This window comes from Ruegeria sp. AH12 (assembly GCF_056541465.1).
Genome location: NZ_JBQFYL010000018.1, coordinates 1 through 14980, shown reverse-complemented (window position 1 = coordinate 14980; position 14980 = coordinate 1). Strand labels below are relative to the sequence as shown.

Sequence of the window (14980 nt, the reverse complement as noted above, 5' to 3'; positions counted from 1 at the left end):
CGTGAAATGCGCATATTCCTCGTCAACAACGTCGCCAAATCCGGAATGCTGGATTCCTCGATTGAACTGCTGAGCACACGCAGGAGCCTTGCTGCCCTTGTTGCAATCGCATTTCTGGCGGGACTCACCGGCCCGTTCGGCACCGCGATCAGCTATGACATCTGGGCCCGCCTCGTCTATTGGACGCTGATCGTGTTCGCCACGGTGATGCCGGTCCACTTCGTGCTTGCCGCGTTCGATCGCTATGCGGTTTCGCGCGGTTTCAGGTACATCGCGTGGACATCCCTTGCCTGCCTAAGTGCCTCGGTTCCGGCAACGATTGTGGTCTACATGGTATCTCGCATATTCGGATCGCAAATCGAACTAACGGCAGTGGGCGAGCTCTATCTGCAGTGTTCTCTGGTGATACTTGCAATTACGACAATTGCACAATTGGCATCGGGGGCACCTGCGGCCGAGGACCGGGAACACCAAGCCACTTTGTTGATGAACCGGTTGCCCGGTGCGTGCCGCGGTACCCTGATCAGGATGACGGCGCAGGATCACTATGTTGAGGTAGTGACTGATCACGGTCGTGCGCTGGTGGCCATGCGACTGCGTGATGCGATCACAGAGGCCGCCCCCATCGCCGGTTCTCAGGTGCATCGGTCACACTGGGTGGCCAGAGATGCCGTCATAGGCCGCCTCACGGTGGATCGCGCGACGCGGTTACGGTTGACAGATGGTAGCACCATACCGGTTGGCCGGACCTTCCGAGACGCCGCCAAACGTGCGGGTGTCTTGTATTGAGAGCGGTAAAGCTATTCCGACTGTGGATGCATGAGCGGTAGAGGCTGGTGGTGCAAAGTTTGCTGGAAAACTGGATGGAGAGCTAGCCCCGAGTTTCTGTCGCTTCCAAAAACCAGTTATCGGTGCAGTCGCGGCGAAGGTTCACTTCTTCCCGCAAACTGCGCACTGCACCTTTGTTAGACCTGTCATGCCAGAACTTGACACAACCGCCGACCGACGTCCAACGGCTTTTGTGAGCCCTGTTGCCCCGTTTACGATTTGCGTCCGAACGGCAGAAAACCGAGCGATGCTTTGTCAATGATGAAGGTAGCTAGTTAAGAATATCAGCTATGGCGCCTATCAGGTTCAACACCTCGTGCGTCTCTTGGTTCACCTGATAAACATAGTCTCCAGCACGCACATAGTAGCCGTTTCGCCGCAGTCCATATCGGCTGGGATTGTCGATAGGTACGTACCCATCGTAGATGTAGTCCCCAACCCGATATCGTTTTACTTGGCCTGGCGGCACGCATGGAATTGCTTTTTTGGCCAAGCCAGGTGGACAATGTCCCGCCTTCGATTTCACGAGAACAGGCTGCACTGCTCTATGTGAATTGATAAGTTGTCCAAGCCCAAGGGTCTGTAAGTCAAAACTCGCACCCGCAACCGGCGCAGTCTGAATGGCAGATAGTGTTGCTGCGATTACTAAAGTTGTTTTCATCTTTTGGGGCCTCATTTGCTTTCAAATTTTAAGTATGCTTCCGGTCACGGTGTGCCTAACCCATAGGCGGAGACTGGCTTGCGGCTAGCATCTTCGGATCTGAGGCGATGGTTCGACTGATGCGTCATCCTCACCTAGCGACCTTCCAAACCGTCAAGTTAAAAGGTGGCAATCGAACGGTCCCACGACCAGAGAATTCATTTGTTTTTATTCCGTAAACAACATTAACCGAACGTGAACAGCATATTCTCGGTGCGTTCAACCACGCTGAGTCATAGTCCCTGAATTAGATCGAACGACATGTGTATCGTTTGGCAAAAACAAGGGGAACAACATGGTCAAGCCTGCCTTTGTGACTAAAGACAGTGGCAAACCAGCTGCGATGCAGACCTCCGGCAAAGCTGCCGACGAGCGTCTGCAAACCTTGATCAATTCGAGCAGTGGTCGCTTCCCTCCTATCGAAAATGCACTAGTCGAGATCACCAAAAGCTTGCGACTCTCCGAGGCTCGTCAGAACGCCTGAAGGCAGATCAGTTGACCCCCCCGAACAATTCTCGATATTCACCCTAAACATCAGAATTGTCCCCCGATCCCACCCCATCATTTGGGGTGGGATTTGTTTTGGATGGGCGACGCTATCACCAGAAAACGAGTTTCAGCTTCAGAAATCGTCAAAACATCCCTGGGCGCGCCTGCGGTCGGCACGCCCAAAGTGTAGATCAACAAGGGCCTAAAGGCTTCGGGTTATAATCCCAACAGGGCTTTGACCTGTTCTTCGACGGCGTCAGTTACAGGTTTGTTGGCCGCCGCTTCCAACGCTTCGCGCTCGGCCAGGTCCTGTTCTTCAACAAGCTCTGTCAGTTCTTCCACCTCTTCGACCGCGTCATTGTAGTCGATGGCAGCCTGTCTTTCGTCGTCCAGATCTTGCGCTTCATCAATTGAGGCATCCAAAGCGGCCTGAGCCTCTTCAAGCTGCGCTTCGATATCGGGATCTGCTCCGCCTGCGTCAGCCAAGGCCTGTTCAAGCTCTTGTACTTTGTCCCGGTTTTCTTGAACTTCAGTCAGCGCAGTCTCCAAATCATCTTCTATATCTTGCAACGGGCGCTCCGGTGGCTCCAGCCCTGCTAAAACCTCTAGCTGCTCGACCAGATCCTCACGCAAGGGTTCACCGGCCAACACCGTGTCTCGGTAGGTGGCTATTCTACCAACGCGCGAATTCGGCGCAGCATTGGCCAGTGCAGTGGGGCTGGCATTGGCCGCATTCAGAGCGCCCAGTTCCGATGGATGGGCACCAAGCAACGCGGCCATACGATTGCCCTTGGCACGAGATACGGGGCGCTTTGACACGTCCACAATGACAGTCTGCGCTGCGGATTTTGGTGCCTTGGTCTTACGGGTCCCGTGCGTTTTGTTAGCACCCGTCGCGGCGGCTTCTGTTTTACGGGCTTTCTTTTTCCCACTGAACAGATCTTTCAGAGAGAACCCACCGCCTTTTTTCTGACCAACCCCGGCAGAGCGAGACTTTGTTTTTCCTGCTCTGGATTTTCCGGCCTTGCTTCCGCTGGCGTCCTTGCCAACCGCGCTGTGATCTCCGCCAGATCCCTTCGCCCCGTTGCCGTTCCCACCGCCATTACCGTTGCCGTTCCCACCACCATTGCCGTTGCCATTGCCTTGCTGGGCATAGGCAAAATCAGGAGCTGCAACAGTGGTCACAATGGCCGTCGAACCCAAAAGGGCAATCGCTATTTTCGAGGCTTTCAACAGTCCGCACTTGGTGATGTTCATCTCAATCTCCTAAAAAACCCACAGCAACAGCTATCGAAAAACTGAACCTAGACGCCGTGTTCTGGCCGTTTGATCCATGTTCGAATCAACAAGGCTGGACTTCATTTAACTTGAGCGCCCTTGAACGCAGGGCTAACTGCTTGTTCATCGTCGGTTCACATCCGGCCTTGTAGTCTTGGCCCAAGAGTATGAGGGTTCCATGCAGACCAAAACTTTATTGTTGGTTGCTGCGTTGCTGAGCGCCTTGTCCGGAGGACAAGCGGCGGCCGATGCGCGCGAACTCAAACAGTCTGAACTGCGTATGGCAACTCTGTCGGGAAGCGCAATCCGGTTGAAACGCGTCATCAAAGGTGTGGAAAAAGCCATCGGTGGGACCCCCGTTGATGCACGCGCATTCCAAGCCGACAAGATTTACTATCGCATTCTGGTCAAAAAGCCGGGCGGAAAGATCGTCAGTGTGATTGTGAATGCCCAAACCGGCACCGTCGTGTCGAACAATTCAAGCATCGGACGCGAAATCTCTGAAGCCGCCAAAACCAATAACAGTGTTGGTCAAAGCGTTTCTAACACCGTTGCAAACGGCAACGGTGGCGGAAACGGCGGTGGCAATGGCGGTGGAAACGGCAACGGTGGCGGTAACGGCAACGGCGGTGGAAACGGCAATGGCAATGGCGGTGGAAACGGCAATGGCAACGGTGGCGGCAACGGCAATGCCAACGGTGGCGGCAATGGCAATGGCAACGGCGGCGGAAACGGCAATAGCCGATAAAAAATAGAGTGAAGCTGATCGAGTTTTAACTATAGTCTCCGAATATGCGAATTCTCCTTGCTGAAGATGAACCCCAGCTTTGTGAACAAGTCAAAAAGCTTCTGGGCTCCGAGGGCCGCGTGGTCGACGTGGCAAACAATGGTACGGATGCCCTGCATCTTGGGTCGACTGAACCTTATGACATGATTATCCTCGACATCGGCCTGCCCGAACGCGACGGTATCTCGGTCCTGCGGGAATGGCGTAACGCGGGCGTCAAAACCCCGGTCTTGATCCTGACGGCCCGAGATGGCTGGAGCGAACGTGTCGACGGTCTGGATGCGGGCGCAGATGACTATATGACAAAGCCATTTCACATGCCTGAACTGGCCGCACGGGTGCGGGCGATCTTGCGCAGGCAAAGCGGTCAGCTGAACCCTGTAATCGAAATGGGGGATGTGGTGTTAGATACCAGAAACGGTCGGGTCAGCGTCGGAGGCATCCCTGTCGATCTGACTGCGCAAGAAATCGCGGTGCTCACTTATCTTGCACATAATATTGGTCGGATGGTGTCGCGTACAGAATTGTCCGAACACATCTACGAATATGACGGCGACAGGGATTCCAACACGATCGCCGTATTTGTTACGCGTCTGCGCAAAAAACTGGGCTCTGATTTGATCACAACCGTCAGGGGACGCGGCTATATGATTGATCCTGCCTAATGCTGTCGTTACGCCAACGGGCCTTGCTCGGAGGTATCGCCTCGGCTGCGTTGTCTGTAGGCGTTGGTACGCTGGTGGTGTTTTCCTATATCAATACGCGCGTTCTGGATCAGTTCGACCGTGCGCTGCAAGACCATCATACGCAAGTTGTCATTGGCCTAAGTGCGACCACGGATGACCCTGAAACCTTGCGGCAGTTTGTATTCGACCCGGCCTATGGTACGCCCTACTCAGGGCGGTATTGGCAAGTAACAGACGGTACTGGCGCCATCTATACCTCTGCCTCGCTTTTTGACGAAACGATTTCCGAACCTCCGCGCGCAAGTGGCGAAACAATCATTTGGAACACTACAGGTCCGGACAACGAGGCCGTTCGCAGCGCCTATCAAAAAATTACGTTCGAAGACGGAACGGAGTGGGGTGTAACTGTCGCCGAAAGCAGGAGCCAACTGATCAACGAACGCAGTGCCGCACAAAGATACCTGCTCTCGGTTTTCGGATTGATCGGTTTGATCGGAGTGGCCAGTTCACTTTTGTTGATGTCCGCCATTATTGGCCCCCTCAGGAAGTTGCGTGCCGATGTCGCTCATCGCTGGGATCGGGGTGATGAATTGGTGCCCGCAGACTACCCGGATGAGGTTTCGCCTCTAGTAGAAGATCTCAATAAACTGCTGCATCGAAACCGAGAGATCGTCTCCGGTTCGCGAAGGCAGGCAGCGGATTTGGCGCACGCTCTGAAAACGCCGACAGCCATCTTACGAAACGAATTGGCGGATCTGTCTGACGCCGGCGTACACACAGAGCCTGCAGAAGAGGCGTTGTCCCGAATTGACGCTCAGCTTGGCCGTTCACTCGCGCGCATGCGTGCATCAAACACTGGAGAGTTAACGCATTCCAGGACGGACCTGTCGAACTCAGTCGAACGACTGTCCCGTCTGTTCTCGGTTATGGCCGAACGCGAGGGAAAAACGCTTATTTCAGATTGTGAGACCGGTCTTCACGTCCGAATTGACCCTCAGGACATTGAGGAAGTGATCGGAAATCTCCTCGACAATGCGCTCAAGTGGAGCCGAAAAACATTCCAAATCACAGCAAAACGCACAGATAGGGGTATCGAAATTTGCGTTGAAGATGACGGGCCCGGAGTTCCAGAAGACCAATGGCTTGAGATTCTTCGTTCCGGCAGTCGCTTGGACACTTCTGTAAAGGGAACTGGTTTGGGCCTCTCTATTTGCGTGGATTTATTGGCCGCCTACGGCGCGAAGTTAGAACTCGGAACATCGAAACGTTTAGGTGGCTTGGTCTCCGAAGTGAAGATAAGCAAGTGAGTAAATCGCATTGCTTTATTCCACGGACCTTCACGGCGCATCTCCCTCTTCTTTTGCAATCCATTTTCTGGATTAGCTGCAGCACCAAATCGGTCGTTGGTGCGCGTGCGGCGAAGTTTCGCTTTGTCCCGCACTGCTGACACAGTCCGCACGCAGGAGATTTCAGACATGAAGAACCGAATGCTCTACCTTGGCCGCCTATCTTCTCAAATTAGATGTTTTCACCTCACGGCTGAGAATTTCGCCCACATATGAACTGGCAATCGGGTTAGAGTAGAGCGACGAAATAGCGTCGCATCAGGAGAGCAAAGCCGCGCGTCATGGCGAAGATACCGTCGTTAAAGAGCGTTCAGGCCTTCGAAGCGGCCTGCCGGCATCTGAGTTTCAAGGATGCCGCCGATGAACTATGCGTCACGCCTCATGATCATATAGGGCTCTGAAGAAGTGTCAGGGGATCCGTATCTGATTGATTGGCGTCAGCTACAACGGATCAAAGCGCATCAAAGGCGGCCGTGAAACCCGCTAATGAAACAGGTACTTCAAGCGTTTGTCCACCATCCAGCGTATAGAGCGAGATTTGCACCGTGTTACTCTGTTTCATCTGATCCACAATCCCCGGCCCAAGTGTCAGGGGTACCACACACCCGAAATTCTGACAGGTTCGCATCGGAAGATTCCACCGGGGGCCGCCGTCGATCGACAGCGAAATACCTTTGGTGATGTCCAACCCAAATGGCACGATCACAATACCCGAGGCCGCGCCTTCGGCGTTTCGTTGCAGCTCAACCCGCAGCAATAGACCGGACTGGTTCTGCAGGTTCAGGCTTTGGCTCATGGCGCATTGCCGTTGATCCGCCTCTTGGGTGCAGTTCACTGTCCAGCTTTGATATTGCGTGGATGTTGTTTCTGTCGTCTGTGCCGAGCCCATGCCCGACACCGTAACAAGAGCGGCCCCGCCCCACGCCAGAACCCTGGATATGTTGATCATTCAGAACCGAACCTGCAAACCCAATGTGGCTTCCAGTTCGTAGCTATCCCCAAGATCATCAAGACCCGTCAGGTAGTTCAGCGAACCAGAAAGCTCGTAACGTTCGTTCAGGATCATACGCGCGCCAAGGCCCAGTTCAATGCCGGTATCGTCGATCTCCTCGTTGAACTCCATCCCTCCGGCTGAGATCCGGGTGGTCGGGTCAAACTCGTGATAAAGGTTTACGACACCAAAATAGCTGCCAGTGCCGCGACTGTTGGCAAACCATTTGTTTGCGGACAGGCCGAGCCGCGCCAGTACGCTGTCGGCATCGTCAAAGACAACATTGTTGCCCGAACTGTCGGTGAAGTCGTCCACATCCAGCGAGGCATAGGTCAGCTGCGCCTGAGGAATCAGAACGAGGCCCGGCTTCAACTCGTAAGGGCGACCAACCTCAACCGAAATCGCGTACTGATCCGAGTCGATGTCGTTCTGTTCTAGCCCCGTGGCAGGGTCGCGCGTATCGCTGGAGTTGTCGTTGTACTGAAGCTGTGTGTCGACATAAAAGCCACGCGCGTCCAGCCAGGTGGCGCTAAGGGTCAGGCCCAGCGATGTCGTGTCGATATCACTGTTGCCCTGATCGGTCCGCACCGTGCTTGAGACATCGTCATAGCTGATCGCCACCCCACCGTAGAGCGCCCCATTGGCGAATTCGGACAGCAGCGTATCTGCCCCTACCGCTATCGTATAGGTGTCCGTCCGCACTGTGTTGATCCCTGCGTCCGACCGAACCGGCGCGATTTCGCTACGTCGTCCGGTGAGTTCCAGCCAGACCGGGGTATCCGGGTAGGACAAGACATCGCCATCGGTGCCAAAATCACGAACCCGCTGTCTGGTCGCGTCCCCAGAAGGTGCTACAGCGGTTCTTGCGGCAGTACGCGCCTGAAAACCGCGGACACGGTTCACTGATTGCAGGATTGAAGGCAAAGCCTCAAATGAGGCGATGCTAGATCCAACAAGGATCGGATTGCCGGACGCATCCAGGCTGGACAGCACAAAACTGCCGCTGCCAGTGTCGACAAGACGATAGCCAAACGGACCCGCAACCACAATTTGTTCGCCGGTGGCTGTCTGAGACGTTCCATTCAGCGTGAAGATTCCATTTGACGCTCCACCGACTTGGATAATTTCAATCCCATTGATGGTTTCTGCCCCGGCACCACCGATATTGTTGACCGACACAAAGGTCGTGCCCGAGGTGTCGCCTGCGATCTGAAGCATGTCTGTGGCCGACCCGTCACCACCAAGTTCGACATCCAGCAGGATCGTTCCGCCTGTGCCGACAAAGTTACCACTGACAGTGATGACATCGCCCACCGATCCGTTCTGTGCCGAGAGCATACCGCCATTGGTGATATTCCCGGTCAGGCTGGTCGCTCCGGTGTTCAGACGCAAGCTGCCGCCTGATTGAACTGTAAGCCCGGTTCCGGCACCGCCATCACCCGCAGTCAGGCTGTTGTCGGTCAGTGTGATCGTGGAATTATTGGTAATCTCGATCACTTCGAAGTTGGTCACATTTGCCCCAGCCAATGCACCGCTGCTGCCAAAGCGCAAAGTGTCGACAAAGCCGTCCCCACTTGAGGAGTCGTCGCCACCGTCAAACAGGGTAACGCCGCTGAAATCACCGCCGGTGAAGTCTAACGTGTCGCTGCCATCGCCCAAGGTTATAGCCCCGGTGACCGCAGCGCCCGAGTTTACGGTCACTGTGGCGTCAGATTGGTCATTGGTGATCGCCGTACCAGATGTGGCACTGACGGTGCTGCCAGAATTCAGGGTGATATTGACTGCGGTGCCAGAACCGGCCTGCGTTGCAATGCCCGCCCCTGTGCCGCCAGTTACTGCGCCTGATGTGGTGATGGCAATCGAACCCGAGCCCGTGTTCTGCGCAAATATACCCGTGCGCCCGCCGTTGGCGTTGACTGCGGTAATTGTTAGGTCAGTCCCCGCATTCCGCCCATTGATCCCATCCTGAGAGGTGCCTGAAGCCGTGCCTGTGGACGTGATCGTCAAAGCGCCTGTGCCATTGTTACGCGCCGTGATGCCGAAACTTCCACCGTTTGTGTCAACGGCAGAAATTGTCATATCGGTCGCCGTTCCGGCATTGTTCGCGTACACCCCTGTACCGCCTGTCCCGGTCACAACACCTGTGACCGTGATTGTCATCGCGCCCGTTCCCGTGTTGCGCGAGTAAATCCCCAAGTTCGACCCCGTGATGACCGAGCTATTTGCATCCGTAAACGAAATGCTCTCACTGGAACGCAGATTGAGCGCATTCCCGCTAGAGACCGTATGCCCAAATCCTGGCTGCGTTGTCACTGTCAGAGGGGATGCGCCTGAATTCAGCGTAATGGTTGCGTCACCACCGGTTGCTGGACCCGAGCAGGAATAGGTTCCACCCCCCGACGGCGTGCAACTGCCGCCATACGCAGCGCGGCCATATGCGCCGACGACGGCAAGCGCCATGGATGAGGTCAAAAGAAGATTAGATTTGCGAAGCGGAGCCAACAGGCTTTGATTTTTGGGCACGGGAGACAATTTCTTTGGACTGGTTACTGTCTAACCCTAGCCAGTGAGCCGCGCTTTTCCAAGGATCAAGTTAATTAAGTGTTAACACACTTCGCAATTCCACTTGGGTGCTCAATCTGTGATTGTTTGTCACGCATCTCAGGCAGCGGGAAATTCACCGTTTTTTGCCTTGATTAAGAGCTGCCTTAAGATCACCTGTGCTTTCAAAATTCTACATGGAATGTGAAACACAGCCGGAATTGTTCTCAATTTCGCAACAATTTTCCCTTCCTCCAAGCTTTATGCAAAAGAAGTGCTGAATACCACAGTCGCTACAAATGGCCGATTAATGAAAATCCCGGCTTGGGAACAATCGCTTTGCCTGATCCCTTGGGTGCATTGCCCGCGCGGGATAGCGGGATCGTTTGAGCGTATCATCCGTGCGGGCAGCTTCGGTGCTCAGGGCCTCTGGCTGTGGATGCCCCAATTCGGACAGCTTATGCGATAAGTCCTCAATGTCCTGAGCAATCAAGTGCACGACGATCCCTTCGCGTTGCAGATATCCTGTCACCCGCAGCAAACGCCCCCCCATCACAATACGACGGAAGCGGTCATAAACCTTGGGCCAGACCACCACATTGCTGACCCCGGTCTCATCCTCCAACGTCAGGAAAATAACACCCGAGGCCGTGCCGGGCCGCTGGCGGGTGATGACAAGGCCACACACGCTGTACCGCCCCAGCGGCACCTGTTGCAAAGAGGCATGTGTGACCAATCCCGGCAATGAGGGGCGCAGCAGTTCCATAGGATGCGCCCGCAAGGTCAGACGGGTTGAGACATAATCCTCGACCACCTCTTCACCCAATTGCATGACCGGCAGATTGACCTGCGGTTCGTGAACCATTTCTCCGTCAATTGGATCGTTGAACAACGGCAGAGGTTTCGGGCTTTGAATCGCCTTGACCTGCCAGAGTGCATCGCGCCGGGTCAGGCCCATATCAGAAAAGGCATCCGCCTCGGCCAGCCGCGTCAGCACATCCGGACGAAGCCCGGCACGCAGCCAAAGTGCCTCTGGGTCCGGGTAGCCATTGCCACGCGCGGCCACAATCCAACCTGCGTCTTCTTTCCTGAACCCCTTGATCTGGCGGAACCCCAGCCGCAGGGCCAGCGCGCCATCGGGGCGGCGTTCCAGAATATTGTCCCATTCCGAATGATTGACGCAGATGGGCCGCACCTCGACCCCGTGCTCACGCGCGTCGCGCACGATCTGGGCAGGGGCATAAAACCCCATGGGCTGAGAGTTCAGCAGCGCACAAGCAAAGATCGCCGGGTGATGACATTTCAGCCAGGCCGAAACATAGGCCAGCATGGCAAAAGCGGCTGCGTGACTTTCGGGAAACCCATAATCGGCAAAGCCTTCGATCTGCGAGAAACAGCGCTCTGCCACCTCCATGTCATAGCCTTTGTTCAGCATCCCCTTGATAAATTTATCCCGGAATGTGCCGATTGTACCCATCCGCCGGAACGACGCCAAAGAACGGCGCAAATGGTCAGCCTCTTCCGCTGTAAAGCCTGCCCCGACCACCGCGATCTGCATCGCCTGTTCCTGAAACAGGGGCACCCCCAATGTGCGTGCTGTCACCTGTTCCAGTTCCGGGCCAAAGGGTTCCGATTTTTCCAGCTTGTTGCGCCGCCGAATGTAGGGCCGCACCATATCCCCCTGAATGGGTCCGGGACGGACAATGGCAACCTCGATCACCAGATCATAAAACTCGCGCGGTCGCATCCGGGGCAGAAAGTTCATTTGCGCCCGGCTTTCGACCTGAAAAACGCCGACCGCATCCGCGCGGCAGAGCATGTCATATGTGGCCGTGTCGCCCTGCGGCACCTTGGCGATGCTCAGGTCCTCACCCTCATGCGCTTGCAAAAGATCGAAGGACTTACGCAGACAGCTGAGCATGCCTAGCCCGAGAACATCGACCTTCAGGATGTTGAGCGCGTCAATATCATCCTTGTCCCAACAGATGACAGTGCGATCCTCCATCGCGGCATTCTCAATCGGGCACAGCTCATCCAGACGCCCCTTGGTGATCACGAAACCGCCGACATGCTGGGACAAATGGCGCGGAAAGCCGATGATCTCGCCTATCAGGCGGAGCGTTTGCATCAGGCGGCGGTCGTCAGGGTCCAGCCCCAGCTCTCGCACACGGTCCAGGTCAACGCCGCCATTGGTCATGCCCCAGATCTGACCGGATAGCCCTGCGGTCACATCCTGCGACAACCCCATCACCTTTCCAACCTCGCGGATCGCCGCGCGGGTACGGAAATGGATCACGGTGGCGCATAGGCCAGCGCGATGGCGAGTGTATTTTTCATAGATCCACTGGATCACTTCTTCGCGCCGCTCATGTTCGAAATCGACGTCAATATCCGGCGGCTCGCCTCGGTATTTTGACACAAACCGTTCAAAAACCATGGCAATCTGGCCCGGGGGAACATCTGTAATCCTCAAGAGGTAACACAGCACCGAATTGGCCGCCGACCCGCGCCCCTGGCAGAGAATGCCTTGTGAGCGGGCAAACTGCACAATGTCATGCACGGTCAGGAAATACGCGGGAAACTGAAGATCAGCGACCACCGCCAGTTCCTTGTTCATCAGCTCGACCACCGTATCGGGCGGCCCATCGGGATAGCGGCGTTTTAGCCCTTCGCGCGCCAGCCGTTCCAACCGGGTTTGAGGTGGCTCGTCCGTTGCGATCTCATCCGGGTATTCGTAGGACAGTTCGCTCAGATCAAAGCTGCAGCGGCTTGCAATCTCCAATGTGCGGTGCAGCGCGGCAGGATGATCCCGAAAGACACGCGCCATATCGGCGCCTGCCTTCAGCCGCCGTTCCCCATTGCGCAAGGCGCGCGTTCCTATTTGATCAATCGTAATATGTTCGCGCATACAGGTCAGCACATCGGCCAATTGCCTACGGCTGGCGCGGTGCATCAGCACATCCCCCACCGCCACCATCGGCGCGCAGGCTCTTAGCGCCAGCCGGGCGCATTCGGCCAAATAGGCCTGATCGCTGCCATCGTAGCGTGGCACCGCACCCAGAAAGACGTGATTGGGAAAATGCCGCCGCATGGTCTGTATATCCGCTGCAGCCTTCTGCAAGCTGCTCTGAGGCAGCGCAATCAGCATCATGCCCTTGCACGCTGCCAGCAGATCCTGCGTATACAGCTCACAGTCCCCTTTATCCGCGCGTCGCTTGCCCAAGGTCAGCAATCGGCTGAGCCGCTTGTAAGCTGCCAGATCACAGGGCAGCGCCACCCAGTCCAATGAACTGTCCCGTAGCACCAGCCGGCAGCCAACGATCAGCTTAGGCAATACCGTGCAGTCTGGCCGAGCAAGGGCTTGCCTGTGCCCAACTGCCTGCCGCGACGATGAATCCACACATTGCTCAGACTGAATCTGCAACGGCTGCCCCGTCTGCCGCTTCAACTCTTTCAGTGCAGACCACGCGCGAACGACACCTGCCAGAGAATTGTGATCTGTCACAGCAATCGCAGACAGCCCCAGTTCAGCCGCGCGCAGCACCAGTTCTTCGGGATGTGACGCCCCAGTCAGAAAAGTGAAATTCGTGGTGACGCACAGTTCGGCATACCCGGCGCCCTGCGCATGGGCCTCCAGCATATCACGGCGAAAGGCCTCTACCGGGCGGTGGGTGCGGTTCACTTCGATCATGCGAACTCTCCCTGCACAAACCATCCCGGATTCTGCGGCGTATAAAACAGCCAGAGCCTGCGCCCTTGCAGGGTTTCCACCCGCCAGTAATCGCGCAGGCCAGAGCGCCAGTTTTCATCGGCCAACCACCATTCAGGGGCAATGCGCTCTGGTCCAGTCGCGCGGCTTGCTGTCAACGACATGCGCCGCCAGCGGAAACGCCTGGGTGGCTGTGGACCTGTTGCAGCAATCGGCTCGGGTGGGAACAGGCAAAGGGGGCGCGGGTGCTGGCTGCTCCACCCCCTTGAGGCTTCACAATAGGCGGCTGCCGCAATGATAAAGCTACGCTCGGGGATGTGGCTGTCCGCCGGTAAAAACCGCTGAATATTCTCGAGCCCAACCCGAGTGCCCAGCCGGGTGATCAGGTCCTCTAACTGACCCTGCCCCCACCCCACAGCATGGCTGAGCTGTTGCACGGGTAGGTCTTCGACCTCCACAGCCTCCAGCCGCAGCTGATCGATGCCAAACCCCGCATCTATTTCCCCTAGCCCGCGTTCGAACAGCGGTAGGATACGATGAGGGTCACGTAAGGGTCGGGCCAAACGTAGCTCAACCTGCTGATACCCCTGATCTACCCGACGCAATGTCATGCACAGCCTGCGCGCGCCCATCTCTTGCGCATTCAGCTTGGCGCAGAGCTGCACCAACAGCCGTTCGGCCCCGGCCATAACATCGGTCAGCAACCCGATCGGCTCTGGCAGGGTCATGCGCACGGCATAACGGGACGGTTCGGTCAGTGGTGTAATTTCTTCCGGCTGCGCTCCTAAGGCCTGATCCAGCCGGAGCAGCACTCCGGCCCCAAAGCGGCGCGCCAGTGGTGCGCGCGGGTCAGCGACCAGCGCGCCGATTGTACGCAATCCCATACGCTGCAAAGTAACCGATGTCTCTTCATTCAGACGCAAAGCCGCCACGGGTAATAGGGCCAAAGCCCCCAACATATCACCGACAGGTGCCTGCCCCTCACCGTAATGAGCCAGCGCCCAAGCCGCACCCCGCGTATCGCCGACCCCGATCTGCACCGACAGCCCCGCGCGTGCCAGCCGCCCGCGTATATCGGCCAGCATCGCTGTCTCACCGCCAAACAGATGCGCCGACCCGGTGATATCCAGCACCAGCCCGTCGTCACCTTCCAGCCCCACCCAAGGGCAATATCGCGTCGCCCATCGGCGCAGAATATGTAAAAAGCGCAAGTCTGATTGAGGATCAGCGATACCGCTTTGCAGGGTCGGGCAAAAAGCACGCGCATCCGCATACGCCATACCCTTATGCAGCCCTTGCTCTGCCGCCGCGAGATTCATGCAGTAAATGCGATTGGCATTCCGTTGCTTGAGGGTCAGAACAAAAGGTCCGTCCATCGAGCACTGACGCAAAACCCGGTCAGTCGCCAACCGGGGAAACCACAATGAAATGATGCGCCGCTGCATCTCATCGAACATTTTAGCTTCCGCGTTCTCTTTTTGTTCTTTTTAAGTTTCTCCCTTTGCAGAGTCGAGTCTTACGATCACGTGCATACAAACCCTGCTAACGCCGATGTTTGATCGTTCAGCGATTGATCCAGTGGGTTGTTTGTAGAGATGCGGGCTGTTTGGGATTTTCTGGCGTTG

The 14980-nt window shown here is 56.2% G+C and carries 10 protein-coding genes; 5 read left to right on the top strand and 5 right to left on the bottom strand.

Annotated elements, in window-relative coordinates; translation table 11 throughout:
* Window positions 1–6: 6 nt before the first annotated feature.
* A complete protein-coding gene (locus ACR0EL_RS19045; RefSeq protein WP_480501606.1) occupies window positions 7–789 on the top strand; it encodes a LytTR family DNA-binding domain-containing protein in 783 nt (260 codons plus the stop codon).
* 1034 nt (window positions 790–1823) lie between these two features.
* Window positions 1824–2012 (top strand): hypothetical protein, encoded by a 189-nt coding sequence (locus tag ACR0EL_RS19040; RefSeq protein ID WP_480501605.1) that lies wholly within the window; start codon window positions 1824–1826, stop codon window positions 2010–2012.
* Between the two features lie 221 nt (window positions 2013–2233).
* Here the strand turns inward: ACR0EL_RS19040 and ACR0EL_RS19035 are convergent, their stop codons facing one another.
* Complete coding sequence (locus tag ACR0EL_RS19035; protein ID WP_480501604.1) at window positions 2234–3274, bottom strand: hypothetical protein; 1041 nt, start codon at window positions 3272–3274, stop codon at window positions 2234–2236.
* 199 nt (window positions 3275–3473) lie between these two features.
* Here ACR0EL_RS19035 and ACR0EL_RS19030 point away from each other — a divergent pair, with 199 nt between their 5' ends.
* The 3 genes from ACR0EL_RS19030 to ACR0EL_RS19020 are packed head-to-tail and all read left to right on the top strand — an operon-like array spanning window position 3474 to window position 6075.
* The gene (locus tag ACR0EL_RS19030; protein WP_480501603.1) at window positions 3474–4043 is read left to right on the top strand and encodes a PepSY domain-containing protein; all 570 of its coding nucleotides are present in this window, start codon (window positions 3474–3476) and stop codon (window positions 4041–4043) included.
* 44 nt (window positions 4044–4087) lie between these two features.
* Complete coding sequence (locus ACR0EL_RS19025; RefSeq protein ID WP_480479393.1) at window positions 4088–4747, top strand: response regulator transcription factor; 660 nt, start codon at window positions 4088–4090, stop codon at window positions 4745–4747.
* Window positions 4747–6075 carry an ATP-binding protein gene (locus ACR0EL_RS19020; protein WP_480501602.1) on the top strand — a complete coding sequence of 443 codons (1329 nt, stop codon included), beginning with the start codon at window positions 4747–4749 and terminating at the stop codon, window positions 6073–6075. The genes ACR0EL_RS19025 and ACR0EL_RS19020 overlap by 1 nt, the downstream gene beginning before the upstream one ends.
* A 490-nt stretch (window positions 6076–6565) precedes the next feature.
* Here the strand turns inward: ACR0EL_RS19020 and ACR0EL_RS19015 are convergent, their stop codons facing one another.
* From ACR0EL_RS19015 to ACR0EL_RS19000, 4 genes are all read right to left on the bottom strand, one after another.
* Complete coding sequence (locus ACR0EL_RS19015; protein WP_480501601.1) at window positions 6566–7063, bottom strand: invasion associated locus B family protein; 498 nt, start codon at window positions 7061–7063, stop codon at window positions 6566–6568.
* Window positions 7064–9565 (bottom strand): autotransporter family protein, encoded by a 2502-nt coding sequence (locus ACR0EL_RS19010; RefSeq protein ID WP_480501600.1) that lies wholly within the window; start codon window positions 9563–9565, stop codon window positions 7064–7066.
* A gap of 388 nt (window positions 9566–9953) precedes the next feature.
* Window positions 9954–13337, bottom strand: a complete 3384-nt coding sequence (locus ACR0EL_RS19005) for an error-prone DNA polymerase (RefSeq protein ID WP_480501599.1) — start codon at window positions 13335–13337, stop codon at window positions 9954–9956.
* Window positions 13334–14812: a Y-family DNA polymerase gene (locus ACR0EL_RS19000; protein WP_480501598.1), complete on the bottom strand. Its 1479-nt coding sequence runs from the start codon at window positions 14810–14812 to the stop codon at window positions 13334–13336. The genes ACR0EL_RS19005 and ACR0EL_RS19000 overlap by 4 nt, the downstream gene beginning before the upstream one ends.
* Window positions 14813–14980 lie beyond the last annotated feature (168 nt).